Genomic DNA, 23,443 nt, shown 5'->3' with positions numbered 1-23,443 from the left:
AAGATTGGTTTTAATTATAGTAACAGTTGATTATATAACTTATTCTGTCTGGATGAGCATCTCTGCTCCTTGCGCCAGCTGACTATGGGTGACGAACCAGCCCTTCAGCGGCTTACCACCTACGGTGATCCGGCTAATCTTACGGCCAGTTCCCTCACGACGGATGGTAAACGTCTTACCTGTTATTCCGAGAGTGAAGCTGACCTTCCGGAAGAGCGGCACCGTGACGATGTATTTCGGGTCTGCAGGCGAGTAGGTATAGATGCCGATGGCATTGAGCACGTACCACGACGACATCTCGCCGGCGTCGTCCATACCTGCATAGGCCAAGCCCTCTTCGCCCATACCATAATAATGGCTCAGCAGCGAATCGATAACCACCTGGGCCTTTTCCTGCTTATCAGCAAAATAATAGGTATAAGGAATGCTGTGACCGGGCTGGTTGCCATGACAGTAGGTTCCTAAGAAACCTGTCAGGTTCCACGCCTCGTAGCCATGATTGGGTTGGGTAAACAGCGAGTCGAGTTTCTGTTCAACAGCCTTTTTTGAGGGATAGAGTGCCACCATACCCTCGGGATCGTGAGGTGCAAAGAACAGCGAATTCCAGGCATCGGCCTCACGGTACATATAGGCGTAATAGGGATACCAAGGGTCGAAATCCTTAATCCAAGAGCCATCGGCAATTCTGCCACGCCAGAAGCCTGTTGACGCATCAAACAGGTTCTTGTAGTTCTGCGAGTGCTGCATCAGCAACTTGTAGTTTTTCTTATCTTTCAGCTCACGGGCTATCAGAGCGGTAGCATAATCATCGTAGGCATACTCCTGGGTTTTGGTTACCGAAGCCTTATACTCGTTCCATGTAGGCACATTGGTGGTGTCCTTTTCGGCAATCCAACCCTGCTCCAGATATTCTTTCAACCAAGGACGACCACCACGACCGGGAACGGTAGCATTCTTGAGCAGGAGCTTATAGGCACGCTGCAAGTCGAAGTCCTTGATGCCACGCAGCCACGAACCTGCCACGAAGGTAGAGGCATGGTCGCCATGGAAGAAGGTGGGCATATAACCACCGGCCTTCTCACCTTTATCGATAATCGACTTGATGATATCAGTAGCTACATCAGGAGTGATCATACCCAACAGAATAAGCTTGTTACGATAGGTATCCCAGAAAGAAGGATTGGTATAGTAACGGAAATCGGCTTTGCAAACACGGCCCTGTTCGTCGGTGTACTCGCCATTCACATCGCTGCGCAAGGCAGGCCACAGAAAAGCACGGTAGAGTGTAGAGTAGAACATGGTCTGCTGCTTTTCGGTACCGCCCTCTACTTGGATATGCCCTAACTGCTTATTCCAGATATTGTCGGCCTCCTGGCACACCTGCTCAAAACTCTTGTCGAGCATCTCGGCCTCGAGGTTCTGCTTGGCATTGGCAATGCTCACAAACGAGAAACCAATCTTGAGTTCCAACGCACGCGAACCTTTATTATGAGCGAAATCAACCACTGCTATCTGATGACGGAAATCCTTCTGGATGCTAACCTCGCTGACATCGTGATTAGCGACAGCGTAGAAATAGATACGTCCCTCGCCATCCTGAAAACCCTGGAAGGTGTTAGCACCCGACTTTTCGATGTGCCACTTGCGGGGACGGTTGTTGCTTCTGGTGATATCCACAACCAGCCGTTTCTCGTCCTCCGCGCGGAAGGTGTAGCGATGATAGCCGCAGCGCAGGGTAGAGGTGAGTTCGGCGTTCACATGGTAACGGTTGAGATACACCTGATAGTAGCCAGGGCGTGCCGACTCGTTGTCGTGACTAAACCACGAACAGAAGTTGTCGGGATAGAATCGGCCTGTGACTGGCATGACAGGTACGTGCAGCAGGTTCCAGTGTCCTTTACAGGTATGAGCGAAACCGTATATTTGGTGGTCCTCATACTGATAGCCCGAGCCCGACGGGTACATCGTGACCGGTGTCAGCTGCACCATGGCGTTGGGCAGGGCAGCACCAGGAAAGGCTTCGGCACCCCAGGCACGTTTCGTTTCCGTGCGGGTATATCCTAAGTCTTCCGGTGTCCATAATGTTGTGGTACCGATGAGCGGGTTCACCTTGTTGGTCAGGTTGCCGGCATGCACGACAAGTCCCGACATCTGCAGACCAAGTAGTAGTGTTAGCGTTTTTTTTATCATCATCTTACGTTTTTTATTTATTGGGTTTGCAAAGGTATACAGAATGTCGCGAAACGTTGTCCTCGTTTCTGCAAATTTTGTCGAAACGACAGATTTGGCAGCCATTGCGACAAAGGAGTGAAGGATTATTAGTAACTTTGCAACCGGATAATTAAAACATAAAAAACAAGCAAATATGAACAGACGTACATTACTCATGACAATCCTGCTGGCAGGACTCTCACTGCCTGTCATGGCCGATGGGATTGAAGAATGGAGCAAGACCATTGCTGCTCCGGCAGACAATACGAAGGTGTCGCGCCGACCGGCTGCCAAAAAACGGCTTTTCACTTCAAACACGATTGAGAAGAAGATTGCCGAAGTGAAGAAACTTCTGGAGGACGCGCCTTACCTGGCATGGATGTTCGAGAACTGTTTCCCGAACACACTTGACACTACCGTACATTATTCCGACAGCGAAGGCGATGACGACACCTTTGTCTATACCGGCGACATCCATGCCATGTGGCTTCGCGACTCCGGTGCCCAGGTGTGGCCCTACGTGCAGTTTGCCAAGAACGACGTGAAGATCCGTAAGATGGTGCGGGGCACCATCCTGCGCCAGCTGAAGTGTATTTGTATCGACCCTTATGCCAACGCCTTCAACATGGGTCCCACCGGTAGTGAGTGGGAGAGCGACCATACGGATATGAACCCCAACTTGCACGAACGTAAGTATGAAATTGATTCGCTCTGCTATCCCATCCGCTTGGCATACCACTATTGGCTTGTCACCGGCGACGACTCCATCTTCGGCGAACTGTGGCACAAGGCCATCGGTAAGATTCTCACCACCTTCCGTGAGCAGCAGCGCAAGGACGGTCTCGGTCCGTACCACTTCCAACGTACCACCGCCCAGCAGTATGACACCGTGAGCCATGGTGGCTATGGCAACCCTGTTAAGCCTGTAGGACTGATAGCCTCGGTGTTCCGTCCCAGCGACGACGCCACCGTGTTCCCTTTCCTCATTCCCTCGAACTTCTTTGCCGTCACCTCACTCCGTAAGGCGGCCGACATCCTGACGAAGGTGAACAAGGATACGGAACTGGCCGAGGAGTGCACCTCGCTGGCTGACGAGGTAAACGACGCCCTGCAGCGCTATGCCGTCTACAACCATCCCGAATTTGGTAAGATCTACGCTTTCGAGGTCGATGGCTTTGGCAATCACCATCTCATGGACGATGCCAACGTGCCCAGTCTGCTGGCCATGGCCTATCTGGGCGATGTGGATATCAATGACCCCGTCTATCAGAATACGCGCCGCTTTGTATGGAGCGAGTCTAACCCTTACTTTTTCCGTGGCAAGGCGGGCGCGGGTATCGGCGGACCTCATGTAGGCTACGACATGGTATGGCCCATGTCTATCATGATGCGTGCCTTCACCAGCACCGACGACAACGAGATTAAGCAGTGCATCCAGATGCTGGTCGATACCGATGCCGGCACTGGCTTCATGCACGAGTCGTTCAACAAGGACGATGCCGCCAGATACAGCCGCCACTGGTTCGCCTGGCAGAACACGCTCTTCGGCGAACTCATCCTCAAACTTATCGACGACGGAAGACTTTATATCCTTAGAGGCATAAAAAAAGATGCTCGCCGTTAGTGGTGAGCATCTTTTCTTTATAACATCTTTACCTATTTTTTAAACAGATGAGGAATGAATTGGTTTAGTCCGCGGCGCCAGGTGAGCCACTCGTGGGCTGTGCCTGTCGACTCGTAGTAGTGGGCATTTACGCCCTGCTCGTTGAGGCTCTTCACCAGCTTCTCGGTGCCGAACATCTTGTCCATGCCCTCTGTGCCGCTCATCATGAAGAAATAGTGAATCTGCTTGTTCAATTCGTCGGCCTTGGTGAACACACCATTGTAGGCGGTCTTCACGTCGAGATTGAAGATGGCGCCGCTGAAGGTGCCTAGGTAAGAGAACTTATCGAGGTTGTTGAGCACGATGTCGAACGTCTGATGGCCACCCCATGACAGACCAGCCATGGCGCGATTCTCGCGATCGGTTTTTGCGCGGAAGTTTGCCTCGATATAAGGAATCAGGTCGTTCAGCAGTACGGGATAGAACGAGTTTCCATAGATGTCCATGGTCTGTCCCTGTCCGAAGGGCGCCTTGATGTCGCCGCTCTCCATCACCACGATCATCGGTACGGCCTCGCCCTTGGCGATGGCGTTGTCCATGATGTGCTGCATGTGGCCCTGCTTGCTCCAGCCGGTCTCGTCCTCACCCATACCATGCTGTAGGTAGAGCACGGGGTAACGCTTCTTCTGGTTAGCCTTCAGCTCATACTCGGCAGGGGTGTAGACCATGGCGTGGCGCCATGTCTGCTGCTCGTTGCTGAAATAGTATACGCTACGCACCTGTCCGGCGGGAACGCCCTGCTGCGGACGGTAGTAGTCGCCCTCGGGACCTTCGGGCACTTCGATGCCGCCGGCCTCACGGTTACAGCCGAAAAAAGTTTCTGTGGCGGGGTCAATGAAGTTCACACCGCCGATGTTCATAAAGTAGTAGTGGAAACCCTCTACCAGCGGGTCGGTCACTGCCGTCCAGCCGCCCTGACCGTCGCTCTGCATATTGTATTTCTTGTCGCAGATGTCGAGCACCACGTTCTTAGCCTCGGGGGCCTTCAGGTAGAAGTAGCCGCGACGCTCCTTGTCGAGTTTAGGGAACTGGTTGCCGGGAATGGTGGTCTCGGCGATGAAGGCGTTGGCAGGCACCTCCATCTTTTTGATGTTCGACTCCATCTTCGGGCGGATGGGCTCAAAGCCCAGAAAGCGTGCCACGGCCTCGCCGTAGCGGCAGCCCAGCTCACGATAGCCTGCTGCGTCGAAGTGCAACTTGTCGGGACCGTTGGTACAGTCATCTGAGGAGATTACTTGTGCGGTATGCAGGGTCTGGGGCAGCTCCTCAATCTGCTTCTTGCAACCGATGCAGACGCCCTCGCCGTTGGCCTGTACGATGTTACCGGCAAACAGAGGCACGTCCTCGGGCTTCAGCTGCAGGTCGCCACACAGGTTGTCGTACACCTGCTTCACCATGCCGGCCCATTTCGGGTCGCCCGTGTTCGTCTCGCCCTGATGCATCAGGATACCTTTTATCACACCGTCCTTCTGGGCCTTCTTGGCCAGTGTCATCAGTCGCTCGTAGGGGTTGTTGCCGTAAGCGGCCAACATGCCCTTCATCCACTGTGGAGCCTTGGTCTTCACATAGCTGTCGATGCTGTCGGGTAGGAATCCCTTGATGTCGATACCGCCGACGGCCACATGGATGACACCTATCTTAATATTCTCGGGCAGTGAGGCCACGAGGGTGCGACCAAACCAGTCGGCAGGGGTCAGACCCGTGTTGGGGCGACAGAGTGGGGCAGAGGCTTCACACCACTCACCCATCTTACGACCCTTTTCGGGAAAGTCGACGGCGGGCATCAGCAGGAAGCGTGGACCAGGACTGGTCAGATCTTGAGCCTCGGGGCGTGCGTTGCCCTCCATGTTCGACTGTCCGAAACACAGGAAGATGTAGAAGTTCGGATCCGGTTTCTGTGCGTTGACCGCCAGAGCGAGCGTGCACAGGAGAATAGTTGATATAAACTGTTTCATTGCTTTTTTAGTTATGATGATTGATTATAAAATTGTAGCCGACGACTCTGGTGATGAGTCCGGCTGCAAAGTTACGACAAATTTGCCAATCGCATCTTTTTAAATGTTACATGTATTTTCTTATTTGTCTCATTTCTGTTGCAGGGTGGCATATCTTCTGGCCACGTTCCCAATACACGGACAGGCCTTGTACAACCTCTTCCCGTTGGCATCGTCCTTTTCTTTCTTTGCCATAACTACATATTTTGTAGAAACTTAGAGAATGGTAAATGGCGCTTTCTCGTTTTTTTGATCTCTGGATTGTTGGCAAAGTTGGTATGCTTCGCAAAGAATCTGGCCAGCTCTCTCTTGCTGACGGCTAATGAACCGTTGGCAATGATTCTTACCAGTTCGCGATAAACTTTTACTTTGTCGCCTCTCTTTAAGACGAACCTGATTTCCAGTAACTGCAATGGGCTTGTTTTCTTTGTTACGTTACTCACCATCTTGCACTCTCTAATGCCCTAAGATTAGGCGCAAAGAGTCCTAAAAGGGTGTTGCCCCTTTTCCTTTTCTGTCTCATTTTTTTAGTTTGTTTATTGTGCTAAGAATTTAATCCGTGCAAAGCGAAAGAATATATTATATATTTTATTTCTCGCTTAAAAAAATAACAAGAAAGGTGCACATGTGCAAAAAATCTACGCAAAAAGGGTATATTACACCCTTTTTGCGTCTTGGCATGATTGATAGTCGGGATGTCATTTAAAAGACTGCCAATTGCAGTCTGGTAAATATTTATTTACCTTATACGTTTAAACACAAATGTTGCTGGAATATGATCGGTGAAATAGAAACCGTAATAATGCAGTTTAAGTCTGTTCCCTTCGATGGCATAGCTGAATGGTACTTCACCAATAGTCATGACTGGCAAGGAAGAATTATATCTCTCCTGGTCTTCAGGGAAGGAATAGTCACGGGTTTCAACTTTCCCGTCTTCATAGTTGAAGACAATCTCTCCGCTCTCTTTGATTTCAATAATGACAGATCCTGACGGATACTGGTTAGTATAGTCATCCTTGCATAACCCGTCAGGGCCGTTCTGGACTTCAATTAAATCCCATTTCCCAGTCAGTCCTGTACCGAAGGTCTCATCATCATCGCTGCTGCAGCTAGTCATGAAAATAGTTACGAGAAGTGTCAGGCAAACATAAATAGTCTTCTTTTTCATTGTCGTTATGGTTTTGATTTATTATTCAGCCATATAAATTCGGAAAACGGAAAATCTTGCACGAGAATCGAAAGATTTAACAAAATTTATACGATGTATGTATTGATAACTTGGTGGTTAGGGGAATTATTGCTACCTTTGCACCCCGTTTTTAGGTTTAACAGAATAAAATAACTAGACAGTTTATGCCCAATCACTCTTTAAAACGACAGTTGAAGGTGCTGACTATCCCCGTATTCATAGAGATGGCCCTTGTGATGCTGCTGGGTGCCGTAGACACCGTGATGCTGAGTCGGTATAGCGACAACAGCGTGGCGGCAGTGGGACTTGACAACCAACTGATGTCGCTCGTGTTTCTCGTTTACCAATTCTTCTCGATGGGTGTGGCCATCCTCTGCGCTCAGTATATCGGAGCGGGACTGAGGAAGCGGCTTGTGCAGGCTGTGGGTATGGCGCTGGTGATAAACCTGATGCTCAGTCTGTCGGTGAGCGCACTGCTGTTCTTCTATGCCGAACAACTGTTGCAATTGATGGGATTGCGCCCAGAGTTGATGGACGATGGGCTGGTGTATCTGCGACTGACGGGTGCGCTGTCGTTCTTCCAGGCGCTGTCGCTGACTTTCTCGGCTTCGCTGAGAAGTGCCGACAAAGTGGTCTATCCTATGGTGGTGACGGGTATCGTGAATGTGCTCAATATCATCGGCAACTACGCCCTTATCTTCGGGCGCTGGGGCTGTCCACAGCTGGGTGTGGAAGGTGCCGCCATCGCTACGGCTACCAGTCGTATCATTGCCATGGTGCTGTTGGCCTGCATCCACTTTAAGGTGCATATCCCCCGTTTTCCGCTGCGCTATTTCCGCCCCATACCCTGGCAGGAACTGAGAAATCTGCTTTATATCGGTATCCCCGCTATGAGCGAGAACATATCCTATTGCCTGTCGCAGGTGGTGGTCACTTACTTCATCAACCAGATTAGCAACGAGGCGCTGGCCACGCGAACCTACTGCTACAACATGATTATGTTCGTCTATCTGTTCTGTCTCAGTATCACGCAGGGCGGTGATATCCTTGTGGGCCATCTTGTGGGGCAGCAGCGCCATCAGGCCGCCTACGTGCTCGGCAACTATTTCTACCGCTGGTCGATGGTTATCACACTTATGGGCTCGGCACTTCTCGCGCTGTCGGGGCGCAGTATCCTCAGTGCCTTTACTGATAATCAGGAGATTATTACGGTTGGCGTGTGGGTGCTGGTGGTTGACTGGTTCTTGGAGATTGGACGCACGTCGAACATCTTTGCCGTGGGTACGCTGAGGGCCACTGGCGATGCCATCTATCCCGTGGTCATTGCTATTATCTTCAACTGGACGATTGCCGTGGGCGTCGGCTACTTCATCGGTATTCCGCTGGGCTATGGCCTTATCGGAATGTGGATAGGGTTCGCACTTGACGAGAACATACGAGGCGTCATTCTCCTGCGTCGCTGGCGGTCGGGTAAGTGGAAATCGAAGGGGTTCGTAAAAAATCCCCGAACTGCTTAGTTCGGGGAGTCTTTTTCTAATTTCTCTGGTAGTTGAAGACGTCGACGTCTACGTAGCCGCCGGCTTTCTTGGTGGCGTAACAGAAGATGCCGAACTTCTGGCCCATGAAGAAGCGACGCCAGTCGAAGCCCATCTTATAGTCGGAACCAATCTTTGTCCACTGCTCACCGTCGAGGCTGTAGTAGAATGTGGCCAGATCTTTGCCGGGCATCATGCCCTTGGTCTTGACGGGTCCGAAATCTGCATCGATGCGCAGCCATATCTTATTCTGCTTCAGCTCTACGCTCTCAATGGTCTTTTCTTCTACGTTGGTCACCTCCTTGTTGCTGTCGGAGAGTTCCACCTTCAGCTCGTTCATCTGAAGCACCAGTTTCTTGCTCTGTTTCTTGATGGTGAGGGCTCCCGTATCACTGTTGAATGCAGCCAGTCCGGCATAGTCGCCATCCTTCATCTTCGAGAGGTCCATGGCGATAGCACCGCTACACTTCGGCCCTTCCATGCGCTGTGTCAGCGTGTTTGGGGCCAGGTAGATGCTCTTGACCACGCGACTAGTCTTCAGACGCAGGTAACCGGGGCGCTCTGAGAGGCTCCAAGCCTTGTCGATGGGGTTGTGGTTCCACTGCCAGTGCAGACCGAGCTTGTCGCTGCTGAAGTCGTCGCTCTTGACGATAGATGTCTCGGGTTCGCCGCTCTTCAATGGACGTACCGTGTCGGGCACCTTACCGTTCTCGTCGCCCAGCATCGGCCAGCCGTTGATCCAGCGACAGGGCATCACGGTGAGCACACGGCCCACACCGCCGCGGTCCTGAAAGATGATGCCGTACCAGTCGCCGTCCTCGGTGTCGACGATGGTGCCCTGGGCCTCGTATGAGAATCCGCCGAACTCGCTCTCAAGAATCACCTGCTTCTCCCAAGGTCCATGGATGTCGTCGGCACGGTAGCACACCTCGCGACGGTGTTTGCCAGGGGCGTAGACGTGTGAGATCATGAGCAGGTAGTACTTGCCGTTGTGCTTGATGACACGGCTGCCTTCGAGGAGGCCCTTCTCGTCTTCCTCGCGCTCGAAGATTTTCTGATAGCTGCCTTCAATGACGTCGGAGAGGTCGGACTTCAGTTCCATCATCTCGCCTGTGCCGTAGATGACGTAGACACGGTTGTCGTCGTCGAAGAACAGTGAGCAGTCGTGGAAGTGGCGCATGCGTGAGAGAATGGTCCAGGGACCTTCTGCCTTGTCGGCGGTAAAGATGTAGGTGTCGCCCATGGCACCCTGCTCGTTGGGAGCCAGCAGTGCGTAGAACTTGCCGTTATGATATTTCAGCGAGGTGGCCCACTGACCGCGGCCGTAGGCGGTGCCTTGCTGCAGGTCGTACTTTGGTGAGTCGGTCAGTTTGTCGAAGATATAGCCTACGGTCTCCCAGTTCTTCAGATCTTTCGACTTCATGATGGGTGCGCCGGGCATGAGATGCATCGTAGTGGATACCAGATAGAAGGTGTCGCCTACGCGGATCACGTCGGGGTCTGGGACATCGGCCCACAGCATAGGATTCTGAATCTTCTCTGTGTGAAGAGTCAGGTAGTCGTCGGCCATTGCCTGTGTGGCAGGTGCCAGCATCAGCATGGTCATGAGTGAATGGGTTAGAAATCTTTTCATTGTTAGTTCTTATTCTGACATATTTTTAATATAGGGAAGTTCGATGAGCTCTTTCAGCTGGTAGAACCTTTGTGCGTTCTCACCGAGAAAAAGCTGTTTTTCTTTGTCGGTCATCTCCTGTGTTTTGAGAATGAAGTCGTAGGACATGCGGTAGGTGATGGCCGTGATGGTGCGCGGATAGTCGCTGCCCCACATCAGCTTGTCGAAGCCGACCAGACCAGCTGCCTCGCGTATGGCGCGCACGGCAGAGGGGAAGGGGTAGAACTCGCTGTTGTAGAGCCAGGTGATGCCGCCACATTCTATATATACGTTGTCGCGGCTGGCCAGCATGATCTGTCTCTTCCAGTCGGTGTTCTCCCAGATGTTGCCATGGGGTGGACTGGCCATGCCCAGATGACCGATGGCGATGCGCAACCGTGGGCATTCCTCTATCACCTCGCGCAGCTCATCGGTCTGTTCCTCGCCGTCGGCTAGGGTGATGGAGAGGAAGATGTCGTGATTCTCCATCAGGTGGAACATCTTCATCATCTCCGGGTCGTTCAGATGGGCATGACGGGTGTTGGTGATGAGACGGTGGCCGGGGATGGCCAAGCCTTTGAAACCACTGTCGATGAGAACTTGTGTCTGAAGTGGCAGATTGGGCTGGAAGAAGTTGATCATGCCGCAGACGACAAAGCGGTTGGGATAGGTCTCACCCACCTGTTGCAGGTAGTGATTCTGATTACCGTCTATCAGCTCCTGAACGACGACGGCCGCCGACACCTGAGCGTAGTTCATGTTGGAGAGGAAAACCTCTGCTGTGTTCTTGCCGTCGGTCATGAATGGCGGCAGCATCTGTACCTCTTCACCGAGGAAGATGGAGCGGCCGTTTTTCTTCGACTTGATGGGCAGACCGTTCCAGGTGGTGTCTTGTTTCAGCCACAGATGGCTATGTGCATCGACTATCTTCATATTGTCTTTTTACTTTTTGTAGCTTTTGGGTGATTCTTTGCCGAAGAGGAATTGCCGCTGGTAACCACCCAGGTCAATGACGATCTTCTCGAACACGATACCAGGATCTTGCGGGTGGATGATCAGCGTATGGATGTTGCCCTCGTCGTTGACGGGCAACTCTACTTCTTTCTCAACAATACGTAAGGCTACGGTGGGGTAGTAGACGCTGTAGATGTTTTCAGGCTTCTCGTTCAGGTTGCCGTTGAAGTTGACACTCACAGGGATGCCGCCGTCGATAGCCACGTCGTAGATGAGGCCTCCCTTATCCAGATAGTCGAGAGTTGACTTGGTGACCACATGCACTTTGACCATCTTCTTACCGTTGGCCTCGAAACGGTAGGTGAGTGTTCCGCCGTCGGTCTTTGCGGTATAGGGCATCAGGGCGATACCGCTTTTGGTACGACCCATATAGGGAATCACCGTCCACTTGGCTTCTGCGGCATCGTCGCGGCTGTAGGTATGTTCGGCTTCTATGCTGATATAACCGCCGTCAGCGCTGAAGGTCGGACCGTTCTGAGGCTTCTCAACCTCAACTAGCTTGGGACAGACATCGGCAGGATAGGAGTCGTTCCACATAGTGTAGCTGATGTGCTTCTGTATCATAATGCCGTCCCACTTGCCGCCTGCGATGTCTTTGTTGTACTCACGCATCAGCAGTGAATCGCGCTTGAAAGCCTGACGGCAGCGCTCTGCCCAGTAGTTGGCGTCAGGATCGCCCACGGCAGCCTGTTTCAGGTTCATGGCCTGTGCATAGTACATCTCATAGATGTTACCCATGGCCTGTACGGGGAAGAGGATGATTTGTCGATAGGCGTCACGGCACTCGGGCTTCAAGGTGATGAACTGGCGCAGGGCACGGGCTTCCAAGGCCTGATATTCGCTTACCACCTGTGCAAACTCGTCGGTGGTATACACTCTGGCATCGAGCATCTCAGATGTGATGCGGCCGTTGTACTTGCTTACGAGGTTTAAGATAGAGGCAGCCTCCTGGGCCTGCTCTTCGCCGAAACTCTCGGCGCAGAAGTCGCGAGTGTGGTCGAGCAGATGGTCAACCTGATACTTGTTGGGGTCCCAAGCCATGTCCATAAACAGCTGGATGGGGTATTCCATCGGCTTCAAGTCGCCTACATTCAGGATCCACAGCTTCTGAATGCCGCCATTGTAGGCTAGCTGCAGCTGTTCCCACATGTTTTGTATCGGGGTAACGTTGATCCACTTCGAATTGCGGGGAGCACCCACGTAATCTACGTGGTAATACAGTCCCCAGCCACCCTTGCGCTTCTTCTCTTCGGCTGTAGGCAGTCGGCGCACGTTACCCCAGTTGTCGTCGCAGAGCAGCACGGTCACGTCATCGGGCACGCGCAGGCCGGCGTCGTAATAGTCTTGTACCTCCTTATACAGCGCCCATATCTGTGGTGTCTCCTTGGCAGGGCGCTTGGTGACCTCCTTGATGATATGGCGCTGGTTGTCGATGATGTTCTCTAGCAGTTTCGTGTCGGTACCATTACCCATGGCCTCGTCGCCATCGCCACGCATGCCGATGGTCACGATGTCGTCGGTCTCCTTCATGCGTTCGATACCTTCGCGGAAGAAACGGTCGAGGTTCTCCTTGTTGGTTGAGTAGTTCCAGACGCCCCATCCCTTGCGGTCGCGGGCATACTCCTGATGGTTGCGTGCCATCGGCTCGTGGTGCGAGGTGCCCATCATCACGCCCATGTCGTCGGCCGTCTTCAGGTTCTCGGGATCGTCGGCATAGAAGGCCCATCCCCACATGGCAGGCCACAGGTAGTTGCCCTTCAGGCGCAGGATGAGTTCAAACACTTTCTCGTAGAACTGGTGGCCGCCGTAGTTGGTGCCGAAGGTGTTCTTCACCCATGTCGTCAAACAGGGCGCCTCGTCGTTGAGGAACAGTCCGCGATAGCGCACGGCAGGCTCCCCGTCGGTATACTCACCTTTGCGAATAAACAATTGGGCGTGCTTTTCAATAGGCACGTCAGCCCAGAAGTGCCAGGGCGATACGCCCATCTGGCGCGACAACTCGTAGATGCCGTATACGGTACCGCGTTTGTCGCTGCCCGCAATGACGAGTTGGCCGTCGATGGTCTTGATTATGTATTTCTCGGTCTTGCCTTTCAGATGACTAAGCAGACCCTGTTTTACCCATTGGTTGATCTGCGGGTTGGTGCCCACGGTACCAATCACGATACTTGTTTTACCCTCACTGCGCTGTGCCGCTGTTCCCGTTACCTTCTCAAAGTCGGCTTCGAGATTGGCAATGGCCAGTTTTACACAACTGTGCTCGCCGTCGGTAAAACTAACGGTCTGCTCTTTCAGCTGCCAGGCGTCGGCGGCTGACTGGAACACTACGAATTTATCGGCGGCTAAGCCTCTCAATGGTAAGGCTGCCTGTAATACAGTGATGGCAAAAAGACTTTTCAGTCTGAAGAATTTGGTTTTCATCTATGTCGTCTTTATTTTGATTTTTGGGTGCAAAGTTAACACTTTTTCTGCTGGGAAACATTAGTATATGTTTCATGAACTTTAATTTTTGTCACATTTTTCTTGTTTCAATCATAAAAATGTATTACCTTTGTCGCCGAAATAAAAGATTAATCAAAGCATGTGGCCTAAGACTTTACTAACTATTATAGCTATAACGATGTCTATCAGCGTACGCGCGCAGATGGGCAAATTCTTTAATACAGAGAAACAACTATCCAGTAGTTTCGTTAATCAGGTGTATTTTGACCGTGAAGGATTTTTATGGGCTGCCACTCGCGACGGTATCAACCGTTACGATGGCTATCAGTTCCGGGTGCTCCGCCGTGAGAACGAAGCCGACCGGGCGCTTGCCAGCAATTACGTGAATACGATTATACAGGACCGCAACGGCTTGTTCTATTTCGGTATGTATGGCGCCTTGCAGACATGGGACGGTCGTACATTCAATAATGTCACGATGACTGATGTCAAAGGACAGGAGGGCAGTTGCTATGCCACCTGCTTTGTTGAGCGAGCCAATGGTGAGATTCTTGTCGGTACCTCGGGTCTGGGCATCATGCGGTTTACAGACAAGACCCATGCCCGACAGATGGGTGGGGCTCTCGCCAGTCTGCATACCATTAACTCTATGATTGAAGATCGTAAGGGACGTCTTTGGATCGTGACCGATGAGACTGGTCTGTTATCTTACGATGGGACTAAGATGAAGCGATACCTTACCGATCGCACAGACCTTAACCTCCTAGGACTTTGTGAAGACCTTAACGGTGTGATTTACGTCGGTACCTCTAATGCTGGTGTCTACCGTCTGCAAGGCAGTGACTTCGTTCATATTGAAGACACTAAGAGCCATGGTGTGTCATCGCTCTATTGCGACCATTTCGGTAATATCATCATCGGCTATAATGGTCAGGGTATAGCTATTTTCGAACCCCAGAACAACCGTATCATCGACAACCCCTTCTTCAGTATGGAGGTAGACTTGTCTAAAACCAAAGTCTATTCGATTGCCGAGGATAAGATGGGAAACCTCTGGTTCGGACTCCTGCAAAAGGGAATCTATAAGCAGCCTATAGCCTTCCGTGGCTTTAACTATATGGGATATAAGCAGGGCGCGCGCAATCAGATTGGCAGTGCCTGCGTCATCAGTACCCTTGTTGACAGTAAGGGGCGTCTGTGGATAGGTACCGATAAGGACGGCCTTTATTGTTTTGGCAGTGATGAACGCCTACTCAAGCACTATGTCGATCATGTTCCCTCTACCGTCATGTCACTAGCCGAGGATCTCGAAGGGCATATCTGGTTGGGCTCTTATGGTGACGGCTTTGGTTGGATAGATCCTGCCACTCAGCACTTTAACGCCATTCAGTATCCTGGCGATAAGCACCTGATTGTGATGGATATCGATCGCGATAGCCATGGACGCCTTTGGCTGGCAACGATGAAATATGGTCTGTTGTGTATGGATAATAAGGGTAACTTCCTGAAGAAATACATGATGAAACGGGGTGCTGAGGCTGACCGTAAGTTGAATTGCATCATCAACAACTATGTGTCGCAGGTGTCTGTCTCTCCCGACAGCAAGCGCATCTATTGTGCAACGTCGATGGGTATCTGTTGTCTAGACCTTGACACCGACAGTTGGATCAGTACTTTTGGCACCAACTGCCCCAATTACGGTCAGCCTGTCAAAATAGCCCGTGAATATAACGGTCATATCTGGGTGGGTACTAACGACGGCCTATTCTGTTATAGTCTTGATGGAAAGGTACTGAAACACTATACCCGCGAGACGGGACTCTGTGATAATGCCGTGGGCTCTATTGAACGCTATGCCAATGGAAGACTGTGGCTGGGTACCTGTCATGGTCTGTCCTGCTTCGACCCTAAGACGGGCCTGTTCCAGAATTTTTTTGCCGACGATGGCCTGCAAGGCAATGAGTTCAGTGACGGTGCCTCTAGCACCTCTCCCAACGGGCAGATATACTTCGGTGGTACAGGCGGTCTGACATGGTTTACCCCGCAGGATATTACCCAAAGCAAGTGGGAGGCTCGTGTTCAGCTGACCTCGTTTACCATCAATGGTGAGCCTATTGGCGGTACCGCGCGCTCAGGTAGCTATCAGGTGACAGACACCACCGTATATGCCAGTCGCCGCTTTGAGCTCGACTATCACGATAACTCTTTCGCCATACAGTTCTCAACGTTGACCTACGAGAACCCAGAGCACATATCCTATTTGTATAGTATCAATGGCGAACCCTATGTGCGTTTGCAGCCAGGCATCAACGTGCTGACTTTCTCTCACCTGCCTGAAGGTACCTATCGCTTCCGCGTGAAGGCTGAGCGCAACAATACCGAAACTCCAGAGCGCGAGTTTACCGTGGTCATTCATAGTCCGTGGTACCGCTCTGCCTGGGCCTACTGTTTCTATGCCATCGTGTTCGGACTCTTCATCTGGCAGTATCTTACCTACCGTCGCCATCGTGAGCAGAACAATTTGCGCTTGCAGGCACATATCCATGCCGAAGAGATGGGCGAGGCTAAGTTGCGCTTCTTCATGAACATGAGTCATGAGATACGTACACCTATGACGCTGATTGTTACGCCGCTGCTCTCATTGATTAAGAGTGACGACGATCCAGCCCGTCGCGGGGTCTATCTTACTATCAAACGTAATGCCGAGCGTATCCTGAGTCTGATTAACCAGATGATGGATCTCCGTAAGATTGATAAAGGACAGATGCAGATGCGCATGTCGGAGACCAACCTCGTTGGTTTCGTGGGTGATATCTATAATCTCTTTGAGAATCAGGCCAGGGCTAAGCAGATAAAACTCACCTTCGACCATGACTCTGAGGATCTGTATGTATGGATAGACCGTCAGAATTTTGACAAGGTGGTGATGAACGTGCTTTCTAATGCCTTTAAGTATACGCCTACGGGCGGTGAGGTAGGTATCCGCCTGACTCACAACGACCAGCAGGCTACCCTTGCCATCAGTGATAACGGCGAGAAGATTCCTGATGATAAACTTGACAAGATATTCGAACGTTTCTATCAGACGGCCACCATTGCCAACGACCGTAATGTGGGCACTGGTATCGGCTTGGACTTGACTCGCTCGCTCGTGGAACTTCATCATGGTACTATCACGGCTCATAACCTCGAACAGGGTTGCGAATTCGTGATTACCATTCCGATGGGTAATGCCCACCTGTCGCCAGAGGAGATGATTGACAGTCAGGAGGCTCTGGCCGATATGCCGTCGATTATTGAGGAAGAAATGGCTAAGGATGAAGAAATTCCTGTTGTGGATGTACCGCTCAGTCGCCGTCTCACCCTCGTGATTGCTGAAGATGATGACGAGATACGTAGCTATCTGGAACATGAACTTGAGGACGAGTACGATGTGCATGCCTGCGTCAATGGCCGTGAAGCCTTGGGTGAGATTCTTCACACGCGCCCCGATCTTGTTATCAGTGATGTCATGATGCCGGAAATGGATGGTAATATGCTATGCTCTAAGCTCAAGTCTAACCCCGAAACCAATATCATTCCTTTCATCATGCTTACGGCTAAGAGTCGTGATGAAGATAAACTCGAAGGTCTTGAGACGGGTGCTGACGCTTATTTCGTCAAACCATTTAATATGGATATTCTCCGTCGTACTATTGCTAACCTCATCAACAGTCGCCGCATGCTACGTCTGAAGTATGAGCGAAACGATGACCTCGAGGAACAGGTAAGCGATATTCGCCTGAAATCGCCCGACGAGAAGTTGCTCGAGCGTATTATGGAGTGTATCAATAAGAATCTGGCCAACTCCGATCTCAGCGTCGACATGATTGCCGATAAGGCTGGTATCAGCCGTGTTCATTTGCATCGTAAGATGAAGGAGCTCACAGGACAGACACCTCATGACTTCATTCGTAACATCCGCCTGAAAAAGGCTGCCCAGCTGCTCACGACTCAGGGTATGAACGTTACCGAGGTGATGTATGCATGTGGTTTCTCTAATTCAGCTTCTTTCTCTACAGTGTTCAAGAAGTTCTATGGCATGTCGCCCCGCGACTACATGAAGGAACACGAAGAACGTCAGTAAACAAACAATAAAAGGCCGACAGTTACGCCGGCCTTTTTTGTTGTTAATCAGAAGAATTATCGAGAACCACCAAAGGGGAAACCTTGTGGTTGAGGTGCTATCTCTGGTTCACCGAAGAAGGATGCCTCTTCGTCTTTGTCGTTCAACTTAAACACCATGAACTTCTTGTTCTTCTCTGTGCAAGGAGCCCATTCGCCGCCCTGAGGACCGTTTGGATCACTATACTTTACAAAGTTGGTCCATGCGGTCAACATCTTCTCTGAGAGATCCCAGTCGCCCTGAGTCCAAGGACGCCAGCAGTGCTTCAGACTCTTGAATACAAACCAAAGGTCGCTTGAGTGGAAAGCACCCTTCAGTCGCTGTGTCACCTCAGGATGAGAACCGTCGTCGGGCAGCGGACGTGCAAATTCGTAGGCCCAGGCCTTGCCGCCTTTCTGGCCACGAACTTTACAGAACTCAGCGATGTTGGGAGCCATGTTGCCCATGTCGTTGAGAGTGAAACCAATCATATATGGAACGTCGGCCAAGGTTCCTTCGCGGGTAGCGTCATCAAAACTCTTCTCGCATACATAACCATCGATCATCGGCATGAATGGCAGTCCCATGCGCATAAACGCCATTGGACCGCTGGCCTGCTTACCATTGTCGTTAATCTGATAATAGAGCGTTGGCAAAGCAAAAATAGTCTCTGTAGAAGCCTGACGCATCTTCTTTAAGTCGGTTAGACCAGCCCAGTCGAATACTTTCTTGGCATTGGCTTCGGCATCGGCAAACGAACCACCACTATAGCGAGCACCCATCGGATTGCCGTTGGCATCGGGGATACTCAGACCCTGAGCACTCATAATCACAGCCTTGTGGAATAGACCGCGAGCCAAGGGACTCTCACAGAGGGTGCGCACGCTGCCACCACCGGCACTTTGTCCGAAGATGGTCACGTTATTGGGATCACCACCAAACTGCTCAATATTCTTCTTAATCCACTTCAGAGCCTCGATTTGGTCGAGAATACCATAGTTGCCTGATACGTGATGTGGACTCTCTGCAGAGAGAGCTGGGTGTACGAGGAAGCCGAACACGCCCAAACGGTAGTTAATGGAAACGAGCACTACGTCCTTAGCGCCCCACTCCTGTCCGTCGAACTCAGGTTCTGAACCGAACCCTTCACGATAGCCACCGCCATGAATCCACAGGGCTACAGGCAGTTTCTTACCTACCTGACCAGGAGCCTTTGTCCACACGTTCAGATATAAGCAGTCCTCGCTGGAACCTGCTTCCTTTCCATAGCCCCATTCAGTGTAGTAACCGCCAGGGTACTGAATGGCCTGATAACTCGGACGCCCGAAGGTGTCACAGATTTTTACGCCTTTCCATGGTATGATGGGCTGAGGCTCCTTCCAACGATTCTCTTTGATAGGAGGCGCTGCGTAGGGAATTCCACGATACACATACACATCAGGATAATCGTCGGCCAATACACCTTGTACCTGACCACCTTCAATCTTTAACACAGGGTTTTCTGCAGCACTTGCAGATACTGCTACCAAAAGCAGAAGCGGTAAGAATAGTTTTCTCATAAAAGTTAATTAGTTTGTTGATAATATTTATATGGTTTATTTTATGATACGTCTATTAGACGTACGGCTCTCCAAAAAGTTTAATGAAGAGGGGTAATATTCTTCGCTCAATTATTTGCTATCTTAGAGGAACGCCATGCGTGTTCTTGACCTCCTTCATGACGAAAACACTATGGAAGTAACCCACACTGTCTATGTTGCCAAGCTTGGTACGCATGAATTCCTGATACGACTCCATATCCCGTGTCTGTATCTTCAACGTAAAATCATATTCGCCACTTGTATTGTAGCATTCAGTTATCTCGTCAATGTTCTGGATGGCCTCCATAAAGTCATCCATCAGCACTTGTGAATGGTGCTTCAGGCGCATGTGACAGAGTACGGTGATGCCATTGCCTGTCTTCTTGGCATCAAGAATAGCGTGATAGCCTTGGATGAATCCCTCACGCTCCAGTCGTTTCTGACGGTCGAACGTAGGTGAGGCAGAGAGATTGATGCGTGCAGCTAGTTCCTTTACAGTAAGGGTAGAGTCGGTTTGTAGGATGCGCAATATCTTGCGATCGGTGTCGTCAAGTTCGTCGTATGTTATCATATTGCCAAATAATATTCTGTAATCAAATAGAAATTCGGTACAAATATAGTATATTTTACTGAACTTGCAAAATAATTTTTGAATAAATGCGACTTTTTACTACTTTTGCAGTCGGAATTCCAACATCCGACAAAGTCAAACAGAAAAAATATATCACAATGACAAAAGTAATTAAAGGCATTCAGGTTCCGCAGCGAGCCGATTTTGTAGGCAGTTTCCTTCGTCCAGCCAATCTCTCTGACAGTACTCGTGACCAGTTGGTTCGTGAACTGACTGACAAGCAGAAACAGTTGGGTTATCATGTCATCACCGACGGTGAATTCAACCGTACCTTCTGGCATCTTGACTTCTTCTGGGGCTTTGGTGGCGTGGCTCATGAAGATGGAGGGGATGTTGTCTTCAATGGCGAGACAGCTCACCTCGACAGGATTTATCTTACTGGCAAACTCACCGCACAGCCGCATCCGTTTATCGACGATTTCCGTCGTGTCCAGCAGTTTGAAGATGCACAGACCATTGCAAAACTAACCGTCCCGTCGCCAGCGCAGTTTTTCCAACAACTCATCATTCCGCAGAATTTTCCTGGCACGAAGGCCATCTATCCCGACCTCGACGAATTGATCAGTGACATTGCTGCTGTCTATCAGGATTTTATCCGCCAGTTTTATGTTGTTGGTGGTCGGTTCTTACAGCTCGACGACTGTACTTGGGGCGCTATTGTGGGCGAGGCGGCCTCACTACGTTATGCTAGTCTGAGTCCAATACTCGACGATGTTAAGGACCTCTTGCTTAAGGTAAACAACCTAGCACTCGAAGGACGCCCTACTGATTTGCTGGTGGCGTCGCATATCTGTCGTGGCAACTACCACTCTACCTGGTTCAACAGTGGTGCCTATGACTCTGTGGCTGACTGGGTCTTTGCTCGTGAGAAGGTTGACGTACTATATCTGGAGTACGACGATGAACGTTCAGGAGGCTTCGAACCTTTGGCTAAAGTCAGTGCTGACAAACATGTGGTACTTGGTCTTATTACCACAAAAAGGCCAGAACTTGAAGATAAAGCAACAGTCATTGCCCGTATCCATGAGGCGGCCAAATACATTCCTCTCGATCGTCTTTCGCTTTCTCCTCAATGCGGTTTCGCCTCATGTGCTATCGGTAACAAAATCACGCCTGATGAGCAATGGGCAAAACTTAAGTTAGTTAAGGAAATCTCAGAAGAGGTCTGGGGAGTATAGAAAAATTCACTGCTCATTTTTTGAGCAGTGAATTTTTCTATTAGCGTGTTGATTGTATAGCCAGCATCAGAGGAATCTGTGTGTGTGAATCGTTGCCGATAAAACGTTGTACAGATTCAGTCATATGCTGTATGAAAAGTTCAGCCGAAGCATTGGTCTTCTTCTGTTGGAGCGCCTCGCCAAGTATGCGCTTTGTGCCGAACTTACGGTGGTTGGCATTCTCGATACTGCTAAGTGTGTTGGTGTAAAGGAAAAGCATATTAGAGGGCTCCAAGACAATCTCATGGGTAGAAAACGTACGACATTCATCCGAACCGCCTATAGCGTCCTCTTTGGCAGTTGGTAACAGACCAATTTCAGTAGCAGCGAGCACGGGAGCAGGATGTCCGGCATTGCAATATTGAAGTCTCCCTGTAGTTAATTCCAGTACTCCAACGAATAGCGACACAGGGCTGTAGTTGCCTGATGTCATGGCAGTGTTTACTGCTGTTACAATCTGTTCTGGTGCTATTCCCAGTGCGGCCATAGAACGGAATTGTGACTTGACAAGAGCTGCAGAGAACGAATCTTTGACGCTGTTGCCCTGCGCACCGCCCGCACAGAACCATAGTTTGTCATCATTCAACCGGTAATCAATGAAGTCGGCAGTAGCCGTACCGTTTGTCTTCGATGTTGCACAGAACGCCATCTTCTTATCCTTTGGCTCAAGAGGTGGTATGTCAGCCAGTTGTATCTCGCGGAAGATCCGCTGTTCAGTTTGTTGACGTTCTTTTTCGAAGGTCATTGTCTTTACCTCTTTATAGGCAGTCTCCAACTCCTGATGAGCTTTTGAAATGCGGTGACGCATCCATATCTGATAGAGAATGTAGGCAATGAAAATGCCGATAGCTACAAAGAGGGCTATCATCAGGGCCGTCATGCGTTTGCGCACGATTGATTCCTGATGGATAGTGATTTCTTGCAGTTTAGCCCTGGTCGTATCCTGCTCTTCAACTTCAGTGCGTCGTGAATTGGCAATCGCAGAATCAAGCATTTCACTTATCTTTATACTAACAGCCATGGCAGAGTCGCGACGTCCCGCCATCTGATTGGCATGGAACTTACGCAGACCAACACTCTGTATGTTGTCAAGGGTGTATTGTATATTGCGTAGTTCAAACATCTTGTCGAGATTCTCGTAGTTGGTGGCAGCTTCTTGCCAGCGTCCTGCGAGTTCCAGATATTCATTAGCTAGAATATGTCCTTCAGACGTCAGACTGTATTTTGTGCTTAGAAAATCGCGATAAGCCTCGGCTGCCTCTTCGTTTCGTCGTAATCCCTGTAAGGCCACAGCACGATAGATGTCATAACGTGCCCATTGTTTGTCTACATAGCTGGAATCAACGTCCTGACGTTGCTCGTACTCTGTGATGAACTTACCGTAACGCTCGTTCCATTTCAAGGCATCTTCGTAGTGTTGAATGCCGTTGTAGTTGTAAATGATATTAATCACTCCTGCGAAAGCGTTTTTATAGGCCTCGTCGTTATGGTGTACCTCAATGTCTTCCTTGTGTTTCTTATAGGCACGGTTGAAACTTGCATTGACGGAATCTTTGGATCCGTCCATGTGTATCTGGCAGCATCCGATGTAAATGAGCAGGTTAACGTAATCGCTGGTGGTGTCACATTTCAGCGACTCTAATCGATGGGCTACGGGAATACCTATCTTCAGTGTGCTTTCTCCATCGCGACGCATTGTGAGCACGTTGGCTAGTCGGCATGCTGATTTTGCATAATAAGAAAGCTCACGCGGATCGTTAGACTTCTCGGCGGCTTTGATGGCATGTTCCCAGAAAAAGGAGGCTGTGCGTAGTCTCTTCATACGATCGTATGCGTATCCCTGCCAGTAGTATGCTTCGGCTTCAGAGAGCTGACCTTTTTTCTGCAGACTGTCGGCAATAGTTGCTAGTTGCTTGTAATTCTTAGTCTGGTAGGCACTCTCAATCAAATGGTCGGCCTCGCTGTTGTATTTCACCTTTTCGTCACAGGCGCCCATCATTAGCAGGGTGGCTGTGATGATAATTAGTAGTATTGTTTGTTTCATATCTTTAGTTTTTATATTTCTGTGTAACGATACTTGATGTCAAAAGGGCGGCAATAGCCAGTCGGTATGATATTGTTCTTAGATTCACATGTATGATGATGCAAATATACAAAAAAAAGTCAGATAAA

13 protein-coding genes are annotated in these 23,443 nt (G+C 50.3%); 4 read left to right on the top strand and 9 right to left on the bottom strand.

The features are described 5' to 3' along the window. Nucleotides 1-39: 39 nt before the first annotated feature. Nucleotides 40-2,151, bottom strand: coding sequence for a GH92 family glycosyl hydrolase (locus tag T325_RS11070; protein WP_231622241.1), 2,112 nt, complete (start codon nucleotides 2,149-2,151; stop codon nucleotides 40-42). A 271-nt stretch (nucleotides 2,152-2,422) separates the two neighbouring features. On the opposite strand from T325_RS11070, the gene T325_RS11065 reads away from it, so the two are divergent. Continuing rightward, a complete protein-coding gene (locus T325_RS11065; RefSeq protein WP_231622240.1) occupies nucleotides 2,423-3,835 on the top strand; it encodes a glycoside hydrolase family 125 protein in 1,413 nt (470 codons plus the stop codon). Nucleotides 3,836-3,867: 32 nt separating this feature from the next. Here T325_RS11065 and T325_RS11060 read toward each other — a convergent pair whose 3' ends face one another. Beyond that, nucleotides 3,868-5,829 carry a bifunctional carbohydrate acetyl esterase/feruloyl esterase gene (locus T325_RS11060; RefSeq protein WP_036913960.1) on the bottom strand — a complete coding sequence of 654 codons (1,962 nt, stop codon included), beginning with the start codon at nucleotides 5,827-5,829 and terminating at the stop codon, nucleotides 3,868-3,870. Between the two features lie 778 nt (nucleotides 5,830-6,607). After that, a complete protein-coding gene (locus tag T325_RS11050) occupies nucleotides 6,608-7,036 on the bottom strand; it encodes a hypothetical protein (protein ID WP_103916251.1) in 429 nt (142 codons plus the stop codon). Nucleotides 7,037-7,221: 185 nt separating this feature from the next. Between T325_RS11050 and T325_RS11045 the strand changes: the two genes are divergently transcribed. Next, a complete protein-coding gene (locus T325_RS11045) occupies nucleotides 7,222-8,574 on the top strand; it encodes an MATE family efflux transporter (protein WP_036913952.1) in 1,353 nt (450 codons plus the stop codon). Between the two features lie 16 nt (nucleotides 8,575-8,590). Here the strand turns inward: T325_RS11045 and T325_RS11040 are convergent, their stop codons facing one another. The 3 genes from T325_RS11040 to T325_RS11030 form a co-directional block, all read right to left on the bottom strand. After that, entirely contained in the window at nucleotides 8,591-10,162 is a 1,572-nt protein-coding gene (locus T325_RS11040) for a glycoside hydrolase family 43 protein (protein WP_051949890.1), read from the bottom strand. Nucleotides 10,163-10,234: 72 nt separating this feature from the next. After that, a complete protein-coding gene (locus T325_RS11035; protein ID WP_036913949.1) occupies nucleotides 10,235-11,176 on the bottom strand; it encodes an amidohydrolase family protein in 942 nt (313 codons plus the stop codon). A 9-nt stretch (nucleotides 11,177-11,185) separates the two neighbouring features. After that, on the bottom strand, nucleotides 11,186-13,678 hold the full coding sequence (locus T325_RS11030; protein ID WP_036913948.1) for a glycosyl hydrolase 115 family protein: 2,493 nt from the start codon (nucleotides 13,676-13,678) through the stop codon (nucleotides 11,186-11,188). A gap of 160 nt (nucleotides 13,679-13,838) precedes the next feature. On the opposite strand from T325_RS11030, the gene T325_RS11025 reads away from it, so the two are divergent. Then, nucleotides 13,839-17,825 (top strand): hybrid sensor histidine kinase/response regulator transcription factor, encoded by a 3,987-nt coding sequence (locus tag T325_RS11025; RefSeq protein WP_051949853.1) that lies wholly within the window; start codon nucleotides 13,839-13,841, stop codon nucleotides 17,823-17,825. 56 nt (nucleotides 17,826-17,881) lie between these two features. Here T325_RS11025 and T325_RS11020 read toward each other — a convergent pair whose 3' ends face one another. After that, on the bottom strand, nucleotides 17,882-19,402 hold the full coding sequence (locus tag T325_RS11020; RefSeq protein WP_036913943.1) for a carboxylesterase/lipase family protein: 1,521 nt from the start codon (nucleotides 19,400-19,402) through the stop codon (nucleotides 17,882-17,884). A gap of 118 nt (nucleotides 19,403-19,520) precedes the next feature. Then, nucleotides 19,521-19,994 (bottom strand): Lrp/AsnC family transcriptional regulator, encoded by a 474-nt coding sequence (locus T325_RS11015; protein WP_036913942.1) that lies wholly within the window; start codon nucleotides 19,992-19,994, stop codon nucleotides 19,521-19,523. Nucleotides 19,995-20,152: 158 nt separating this feature from the next. Between T325_RS11015 and T325_RS11010 the strand changes: the two genes are divergently transcribed. Further along, a complete protein-coding gene (locus tag T325_RS11010) occupies nucleotides 20,153-21,232 on the top strand; it encodes a uroporphyrinogen decarboxylase/cobalamine-independent methonine synthase family protein (RefSeq protein WP_036914465.1) in 1,080 nt (359 codons plus the stop codon). Between the two features lie 40 nt (nucleotides 21,233-21,272). Here T325_RS11010 and T325_RS11005 read toward each other — a convergent pair whose 3' ends face one another. Next, nucleotides 21,273-23,315: a PP2C family protein-serine/threonine phosphatase gene (locus T325_RS11005; protein WP_081911190.1), complete on the bottom strand. Its 2,043-nt coding sequence runs from the start codon at nucleotides 23,313-23,315 to the stop codon at nucleotides 21,273-21,275. Nucleotides 23,316-23,443: the final 128 nt, after the last annotated feature.

It is taken from the genome of Prevotella sp. FD3004 (assembly GCF_000746155.1).
In the GTDB taxonomy this organism is placed as follows: Bacteria; Bacteroidota; Bacteroidia; order Bacteroidales; family Bacteroidaceae; genus Prevotella.
This window is presented reverse-complemented; position numbering and strand designations above follow the sequence as displayed.